Source organism: Microcoleus sp. Pol12B4 (genome assembly GCF_036701385.1).
In the GTDB taxonomy this organism is placed as follows: domain Bacteria; phylum Cyanobacteriota; class Cyanobacteriia; order Cyanobacteriales; family Microcoleaceae; genus Microcoleus.
Window position 1 is genome coordinate 42,161 of sequence record NZ_JAUBQR010000015.1, and the last position, 8,350, is coordinate 50,510.

5 protein-coding genes and 2 pseudogenes are annotated in these 8,350 nt (G+C 46.0%); 5 read left to right on the forward strand and 2 right to left on the reverse strand.

The annotated features are described in order from the left end of the window. The first annotated feature begins 32 nt into the window (after positions 1-32). On the forward strand, positions 33-608 hold the full coding sequence (locus QUA38_RS04035) for a Uma2 family endonuclease (RefSeq protein WP_333159427.1): 576 nt from the start codon (positions 33-35) through the stop codon (positions 606-608). Positions 609-816: 208 nt separating this feature from the next. On the opposite strand, the gene QUA38_RS04040 is transcribed toward QUA38_RS04035, so the two are convergent. Next, on the reverse strand, positions 817-2,727 hold the full coding sequence (locus QUA38_RS04040; protein ID WP_333159429.1) for an ABC transporter ATP-binding protein: 1,911 nt from the start codon (positions 2,725-2,727) through the stop codon (positions 817-819). An 804-nt stretch (positions 2,728-3,531) separates the two neighbouring features. On the opposite strand from QUA38_RS04040, the gene QUA38_RS04045 reads away from it, so the two are divergent. The 3 genes and pseudogenes from QUA38_RS04045 (at position 3,532) to QUA38_RS04055 (ending at position 5,931) form a co-directional block, all read left to right on the forward strand. Further along, on the forward strand, positions 3,532-3,687 hold the full coding sequence (locus tag QUA38_RS04045; RefSeq protein ID WP_333159431.1) for a hypothetical protein: 156 nt from the start codon (positions 3,532-3,534) through the stop codon (positions 3,685-3,687). 292 nt (positions 3,688-3,979) lie between these two features. Continuing rightward, positions 3,980-4,697, forward strand: a pseudogene (locus QUA38_RS04050) (IS1 family transposase). Further along, positions 4,690-5,931: an exonuclease SbcCD subunit D gene (locus tag QUA38_RS04055; RefSeq protein ID WP_333159433.1), complete on the forward strand. Its 1,242-nt coding sequence runs from the start codon at positions 4,690-4,692 to the stop codon at positions 5,929-5,931. Before QUA38_RS04050 ends, QUA38_RS04055 begins: the two are co-directional and overlap by 8 nt. Positions 5,932-6,015: 84 nt before the next feature. Here the strand turns inward: QUA38_RS04055 and fmt are convergent, their stop codons facing one another. Beyond that, on the reverse strand, positions 6,016-7,014 hold the full coding sequence (gene fmt, locus QUA38_RS04060; RefSeq protein ID WP_333159435.1) for a methionyl-tRNA formyltransferase: 999 nt from the start codon (positions 7,012-7,014) through the stop codon (positions 6,016-6,018). Positions 7,015-7,981: 967 nt separating this feature from the next. Between fmt and QUA38_RS04065 the strand changes: the two are divergent. Further along, positions 7,982-8,350 (forward strand): annotated as a pseudogene (locus QUA38_RS04065) (IS1 family transposase); the annotation flags it as partial.

The window sequence follows — 8,350 nt, forward strand, 5'->3', positions numbered from 1 at the left end:
AGGATCGGATTAAATCAGCGGAGTAAAAATCAATGGTTATCAGCAAAAACAATTTCTATATTTCTCCAGAAGAGTACCTAGAAGGCGAACGAGTAAGCCCCATCAAACACGAATACAGACGCGGACACGTTTATGCAATGACGGGGGCAAAAAAACCTCATATTATTATTGGCAGTAATTTAGTTCGGCTGCTGGAAAATCATCTTTTGAATACGCCATGCTTAGTTTTATCATCAGATATAAAAGTCCGACTGGAAGAGGCAAATTGCTATTACTATCCTGATGTAGCGGTGACTTGCGACGAAAGGGATACCTTAACTACTGAAGATTTCATTTTATATCCATCTTTAGTAGTTGAGGTATTGTCGCCCTCCACAGCAGCTTTCGACAGAGGCGATAAATTTGCTGATTATCAAACTTCTCCGTTTTTGCAAGAATACGTACTCATCACTCAATCTGAGATTAAAATTGAGTGTTTTCGACTCAATACTGAGGGAAATTGGGTTTCTCAGATTTACCGACAAGCAGATGAGTTAGAGTTAATGAGTAGAGATTTTCGCTGCCCGATCGCACAAGTTTATCAAAAAGTCTCCGGCATGGTCTTGTGATGTATAAAACACAATTTTTAGTAGTAATCTCCTCTCGTCTGTACTTTGACAAAAACCTTAAACCTAGTTCTTAGTAAAGACTTTAGTTTTTCTGCCGAAGCTAAAGGAGGGCTGAAGTCCCCACTACTAACCCAAAAGATAATTTACTAGGCAGACAGGCAACAAATTGAAGCAAAAGGATAAGAAATAAGTTCGCCATGTCGTACTCCTACTCGATGCAGGGTTTATCAGTAAGCCCTATTGACCTGACTGGGTTGTACCCCAACATTCGGTAATAGAACCCCTGCTGGGTAAGGAGTTCCGCGTGAGTGCCAGACTCCTTAATCTCGCCCTCTTGCATCACAAAAATCAGATCGCAGTCTACAGCAGTTTCGAGTCGGTGCGTGACCAAGATAATGGTTCTTTTGCGACGTAGACGTTGCAGAGTCTCTAGTACCCACTGCTCGTGCTTCAAGTCCAGCGCATTCGTGGGTTCGTCGAGGATGAGTATGGGAGCCTTAGTGACGAGTGCCCGCGCGATAGCTAGGCGCTGTCGCTGTCCGCCGGAAAGGTTTTGACCGCCCTCAGCGATTAAAGTATCATACTGCTCCGGCAATGTTTCGATGAACTCGGCTGCCCCAGATTCGATCGCCGCTTCCCGAATATCGGAGAGCAGAGCGTCCGGGCGGCCGTAGGCGATATTCTCTGCGATCGTTCCGGGGAAAAGCGGGCTGCCTTGCGAGACGAGCGCCATGTGTTTGCGGACATCGGCAATCTTAAGGGTGCGGAGGTCAAAGCCGTCGAGAAGGACGCTGCCCGATGTCGGGTCATAGAAGCGCGGCAAAAGATTGAGCAGCGTACTCTTTCCCGTTCCGCTAGGACCCAAAAACGCCACCATCTGACCAGGCTCGATACTAGCGCTGATGTTCCGTAAAACTGGTTGCCCAGCGTTGTACTCGAAGCTCACGTCGGCAAGTGCTAGTGTGCGGGGATAAACGGGAAGCGAGCGCGCATCAGGCTCATCTTTTATGGCAGGTGGCTCGTCAATGACCGCAAAGACGCGATCGCATGAAGCTACAAAAGTCTGGATCTTGGTCGTGAATCCCAACACCCAACCTATCGGGTCCCAGAACTGCCCCAAATACGCCATGAATACGAGCAAATCGCCGATGCTCACGCCGTTTGGCACCGGACGCAAGAACTGGTCGCGATAAACTAGGTATCCGCCGTAGCCTAAGATTACCCCGCTTCCCAGGGCGAAGACTACCTGAACCGCTAGCGGATAGAGGTTCTCTTGCCAATTGAGTCGCATGGAGGCCTTGACGCTGCGTTCGACCACCTGCCCGAAGCGCCGTGACTCCGTTGCCTCTCGACCGAAAGATTGGATTAGCCCGATCAACTCTATAGCTTGCTGCATGGTTGATGTCATCACCGCATCCGTCTGCTTTGATTCGAGGGCTCGACTTCTAATCCTTCCCTCGAAGTACCAATTCGCCAGTATTAGAAGCGGAGTGAACGAAAGCGCAAACACGGTGAGAAGGACGTGGCGCGACAGCATGATCCAGATCATCGCCGTCAGCGTCACCGATGCGGCGGTGGAGCCGATGAGCGTATCGATCACCCCCCAGGGTCCGAGGCTGTCGTAGCTCAACCGATAGATTGCGTCACCCTGCGATCGGGAGCCGTGCCAGCCGAGACTAAGCGCCTGCATTTTGTCGTAGAGTTCGGTGCGAACCCGCAAGGTTCCGTTGTATTGGATGCGGTAGTTCAACATCCTACGAAGCATCGAGACGGTATCGCTCAGGATTCTGATCATCATCGCGACGAACGCCATTCCGAAAATTCGGTTCAGCGTGCTTTCACCGAACGGAGCAAGAAACAGCGTATGAATCCAGTTGGATTTCGGAGTTGGTGACAAAACCGTATCGACTAGAATCGCTATGGGCCAAGCGTTGAGAAGGTTGAAAAGCACCGATGCTCCGATCAAAAGCAAGAGCGTAACGATCAGCCATAAGTCTTTGCGGAAGTAGGAAATGGAGCGCAGGACGATCCGCACCAACCAATGTTGGTTAATTAACGGCATCACCATTTTTGGTGAATTCTTCTGGCTCTTCAAACGTGCTTTGAATGGAAAATTCATGGATGTGCTGAATGCCTATAAGTAAGACAATGCACCAATTAGGAAGTTTCACCCCAGTCAGAGAAGCCAGAAATTAACTTTGGGTTTTAACCTTTGTTGTCAAGCAGGGCAGATGGAATGTGAGATTATTCGACTCGTGCAAGATTTAAATAGAATTTCGTTGTTTAAGGGTAGCTAGATAGAAAGCGAGAGCGCGCGTGCTTCCTGGTGTGATGCGTCAGCGTTGCTTTCCCGAAAACGGTTGCCAAGTTGAGAAAATCTCAACTGTTCTAGCAGAACTTCCCCCCTGTGGTCGATCGCATCCAAGCAAAAACCCCATCAGTCAGGCAATAGGGCTAACGCCCTCGCCCAATAGATAACTACAATATTAGGAAACCTTCAGTAAATCCAAAGTTCTCTAAGTTGCAAAGTAGCTGGCATTGTCAGCTTGTCGAAACTAACTGAAACCAGGCGCAATTTAGGCTACACTCGATTTTTAGCGATTGTCGATTAATTTGTTATTAACGTCTAAAAACTGGGAAATGGAAAACTCTCAAAAGTACATTTTGTTAAAGCTTTCCGTTTTGCGGGAGTGGATGACTGAACCGGAACAACCATCGACCCTGAATCAGAAGCATCCAACCACTCCTCATCCTCGAACAACGACGGACGGTAATCGTTGACACATATGCCTTTCTAAGTAATAAGCTAACACACATAAAAACAGGTGTGCAAGTACCACCGTTCGTTGTATAGTTCGCAACAATACCCACAGCATCACTCATAGGGGAAACACCACCCACACAACAAACACAGGAAACTATATTGCCAACTGCAACAGCACCGGGGCCGGAAGCATTAGCACCAGAACCAGTTTCCATTCAATCAAAGGAGCCTAGCCTGATGAGCAAGCTGCAAGCACCGGATAAAGAAGCGACAATTAGGTTTACGGTGGATATGTCCGTCGGGAGAGCACCGTAAACTGTCGATGTTGGCAGCCAGAAGGGGGCGCAAGAAAGTTGACCAGAGTGCGCGTGGGTAGTGCCAAAGATGTAAGGATAGAAAAGTAGAGTTTCTTGTTGGTGTTTTCTCATCATGCCTGCTTGCCCAACCTGTACGTCATGCCAAACGGTCAATCGATTTTAGATTTTAGATTTTAGATTTTAGATTGAAGCATTGAAGCATTGACTCCACGGATAAATTCAGGGGGCAAGTTTCATCGGATACAGGTTTTTTATTTCTGGACGGATGAATACGGGGGCTTGCATCCTGGATGCTTTCGGTCAAAAATGGTCGCATCCACAACGCTAAACAACGGTTTAAATGCCATGAATGTGGGCGACAGTTGGCCGGGAGCATCCGCAGAAAAAAGTAATTGATTCAGCTTGCGCGTGAACTGATTGATAGATTGTTGCTAAAACGGATTTCCCTAGCTGGAATTGCTCGTGCCACGCAGGTGTCTGAGCAGTGGTTGCTTTCGCTACGTCAATCAGAAATATGCCTTGGTGTCTGGCAAAGTTCAGGTGGTACAAAAAAAAGGGGAGACTAACGATGCAATATGACGAGTTGTGGTCGTTCGTGGACAACTTGGGCAATAAACAATGGGTGTGGATCGCCCTTAATGCAGACAAATAGTGAAATTGTGGGTGTCTACATTGGCGCACGTAACTTCGTCGCTGCTGGTGGGTTGTGGAATTCCTTACCCCCACTCTATCGCCAATGCGCCGTTGCCTACACCGATTTTTCGGCAACTTACGCCGCACGCAGTGCTGCCGGCAGCAAACGACATCGAGCAGTCGGCAAGGAAACGGACTCTCACCACTTACATTGAACGATTCAACAACACCCTTAGACAACGGGTGTCTCGGTTAGTGCAAAAAACCTTATCCTTTTCTCAGTCCTGGAAAAATCACATTGGTGCCATTTGGTATTTCATCCATCACTACAACCCATCATTACTTGTTTACCACTACCTAAAAAACAATGATTAAAATCTTACACCTTTCAGACATTCACATGGGCAGCGGCTTTTCCCACGGCCGGATTAATCCAGAAACCGGTTTAAATACGCGGCTGGAAGACTTCGCTGCGACGCTGAGCAAATGTATGGACAGAGCAATTTCTGAACCCGTAGATTTAGTCATATTCGGCGGCGATGCTTTCCCAGATTCAACGCCTCCACCGTTTGTCAAAGAGGCTTTTGCTCGCCAATTCAGCCGCTTGGTGGACGCGCAAATTCCGACTGTTTTGCTAGTAGGAAATCACGACCAACATTCTCAGGGACAAGGCGGCGCGAGTTTGGGGATATATCGGACTTTGGGAATACCTAAGTTTATTGTAGGCGATCGCCTGGACACTCACCTTATTCAAACCCGCAGCGGGCCCGTACAGGTGGTAACATTACCTTGGTTGACTCGATCGACCTTAATGACACGTTCCGAGACTGAAAGCCTGTCTATGGGCGATGTTAACCAATTATTAACCGAAAAACTGACGATCGCAATGGAAGGCGAAATTCGCCGCCTCAAGCCCGACATACCAACCGTACTTTTAGCGCACTTAATGGCAGATAAAGCAAGTCTGGGCGCAGAACGTTTTTTAGCAGTTGGCAAAGGTTTTAACATTCCCGTCTCCATGCTAACTCGTCCTTGTTTTGATTACGTTGCTCTCGGTCACGTTCACAAACACCAAAATCTCAATGCTTCCAACAATCCGCCCGTAATTTATCCCGGAAGTATCGAACGAGTTGATTTTAGCGAAGAGAAAGAAGATAAAGGTTTTGTGTTAGTTAATTTGGAACGGGGGAAAGCAGATTGGGAATTTTGCACTTTGCCCGTGCGGGTGTTTCAGACGATTAAAGTGAACGTTTCCGAATCGGAAAACCCGCAAGCAGAGTTAGTTAAAGCTATTGGCAAGAAGGAAATCCAAGATGCGGTTGTGAGATTAATTTACCAATTGCGATCCGAACAATTAGATTTAATCGACAACGCAGAATTGCACGCACTTCTGGGCGAAGCACACAGCTACACAATCCAACCGGAATTAGTCAGTCAGTTAGCAAGGCCGCGTTTACCCGAATTGAATGCTAATAATAGTATAGAACCATTAGAAGCTTTAAAAACTTATCTGGCAAGTCGCGAAGATTTGAAAGATGTTGCTGAGAGTATGTTAGAGGCGGCGCAGGGTTTGTTGGGCGATACCGAGGAAGTTTTGGTCGAATTTTAGGTCAACTGTCGCGCATCTAATTACAAGATGATTTTGCTGTCAAATATTGTAGGGTGGGCATCTTGCCCGCCCTAAATATACTATCTAACTCCCCAAAATCTCACCCACCGCCAACCGAGTTCCGTTCGCAAAATCCACCCCAGACTGCACCTTTTTCCCCGCCAACTGCACCTCCCGCAACAATAATAAACCATCACCAGTTTGGACGATCGCCCCCAAGCCCTTCACAACCTTAACAACTTCCCCATTTGCGCCCGATAACTGGGACAAAACAGGCCATTCGCGTTCCAAAACTCTCAAATCCGCTGGCATTTGCAGCCAATATTCCGGCCCGACGGGCACAGTACCTATCACTTTCAGAGAATTGCCACGAAAAGTCGTCGTGCAATCCGGGAAAAAGCCCCTAACTTGATTGTGAAGGTCGATCGCACTTTTCGACCAATCCACCACATAATCTGCACTTTTAATCATCGGTGCATAAGTCGCCTCAGCATCATCTTGAATAACAGCTTTAACTTCTCCATCCCTCAATCTCACCAAAGTTTCTATCAACAAATCCGCCCCAACTTCCGCCAACCTATCTGCCAAAGAATCAGCATTATCCAACAGTGAAATACCAGCAAAAGCCTTCAATAGCATCGCCCCAGTATCCATGCCAGCATCCATCAGCATAGTAGTAATTCCTGTTGTCTTTTCCCCGTCATAAAGACAGCGCTGAATCGGTGCCGCACCGCGATACTTCGGCAAAATTGAACCGTGAACGTTAACGCAAGCCAAATTAGGAATATCCAGTATTTCTTGAGAAAGAATTTGGCCATACGCCACAACCACAAAAAAATCAGCTTCTGCTTCCCGCAATTTGGCAATTGTTGCCGCATCCTTCTTAATTCGGCGTGGCTGCCAAACCGGGATACTATGATTTAAAGCCACATCTTTTACAGGTGAAGGCATCAATTGATTGCCCCTTCCCCGGCGTTTGTCCGGCTGAGTCACCACACCCACAACCTCAAATTCTGGATGACTTAGCAAACTGGATAAAGTAGGAACAGCAAAATCGGGAGTGCCAAAAAAGACAATTTTCATAGATTCTTAGTTATTAGTAAGTAGTCCTCAGTCATTACTGATTAGTTATCAAGTAGGTAATGGCAAAAACCAAAGTATATTGTAGAGACTCTTAAACACGTAGGAGCTATGACACAAGCTAGTTTATGAGTGTTTTTACCCACCGAGTTCATGTAAATTTTATTTTTCAGCTCGAATAATAGTAGTTTGCTCCTAGATTATACACTTCGAGAATAGTTCCGACTTGTGCGATCGGCAAAAAGGATTTCGATTGATACTCAGGTGCAGCCCGACTCCAAGGCTCCAAAGCAATGGGTTTGATAGACGCAACTACATTTGCATCCGTTCTTCCCAAGTTAACTATAACTGTTCTACACTAAGAATTATCATCTAATCTATCTTTGTCACTGCTAATCTCAATCTTATCATATCTCTCCAAACAACAAAAAACAGTCTAATCTCCTGCTTAAACTCAGCCGCAGCTTATTTGCCGACACCGCCGAATAAGAAAAGTTTATTCATGCAGTCACCAATCTCCAAGCTTTTAATCCTGCTATCTTGTGAGTGCAGCCAAAATCAACAGAAAACCCATTTACTGTCGAAATTCCCGTTTCTTTGTTACCGCAATTTATAGATAGATTAGCCTGAAAATCACAGTCGGGAAAACATTCCTTACATCAAGCAGGACATTACTACTGTCTCGACTTTTTCTCAATTTTCGCCGCCTCAAAATTGTTAACAATATCCCCGTCAATCAAACTAATCTTAGATATGTGGACCGCCCCCGAAGGAAAAAGGATATTTGCTTGGAAACCCTTAAAGCCAGAATTGCTTTTGTGCAACAAAGTCATAAGCAAACGCATGGGAATGCTGCTCTCGAATTTAAAACCCTGTTAAATTCAACCATCCGTCGCCAGGCGTTGCTGAGTCAAGGTATGATAAAGAGAGAGAGAAATGAATCAAAGTAACTAACCGCAAGTTAAAATCTATGGAATGTATTGAAGGTAAGTCAACTTACGTCAATAAAAATGGACATAAAAAAGGCAAACAGAAATATATTTGTGTCGATGGTGGTCGGCAATTCCTAGACTGCTATCAAACCCATCAAGGTTATGCTCCTGAAATCAAACAAGAATGCCTTAAAATGTATGTCAATGGTATGGAATTTCGAGCCATAGAGAGAATCAAAGGTGTTCATCCTACAACAATTATTAATTGGGTTAAGTAGGTGGGAGCATTACTGCCAACGGCTTACGACCCAGAGATAATTCCAGAGGTAGGAGAACTAGATGAATTAGAAATATTTATTGGCTCAAAAAAAACAAAATGTGGTTGTCCACAGCAGTAAACCACTTCA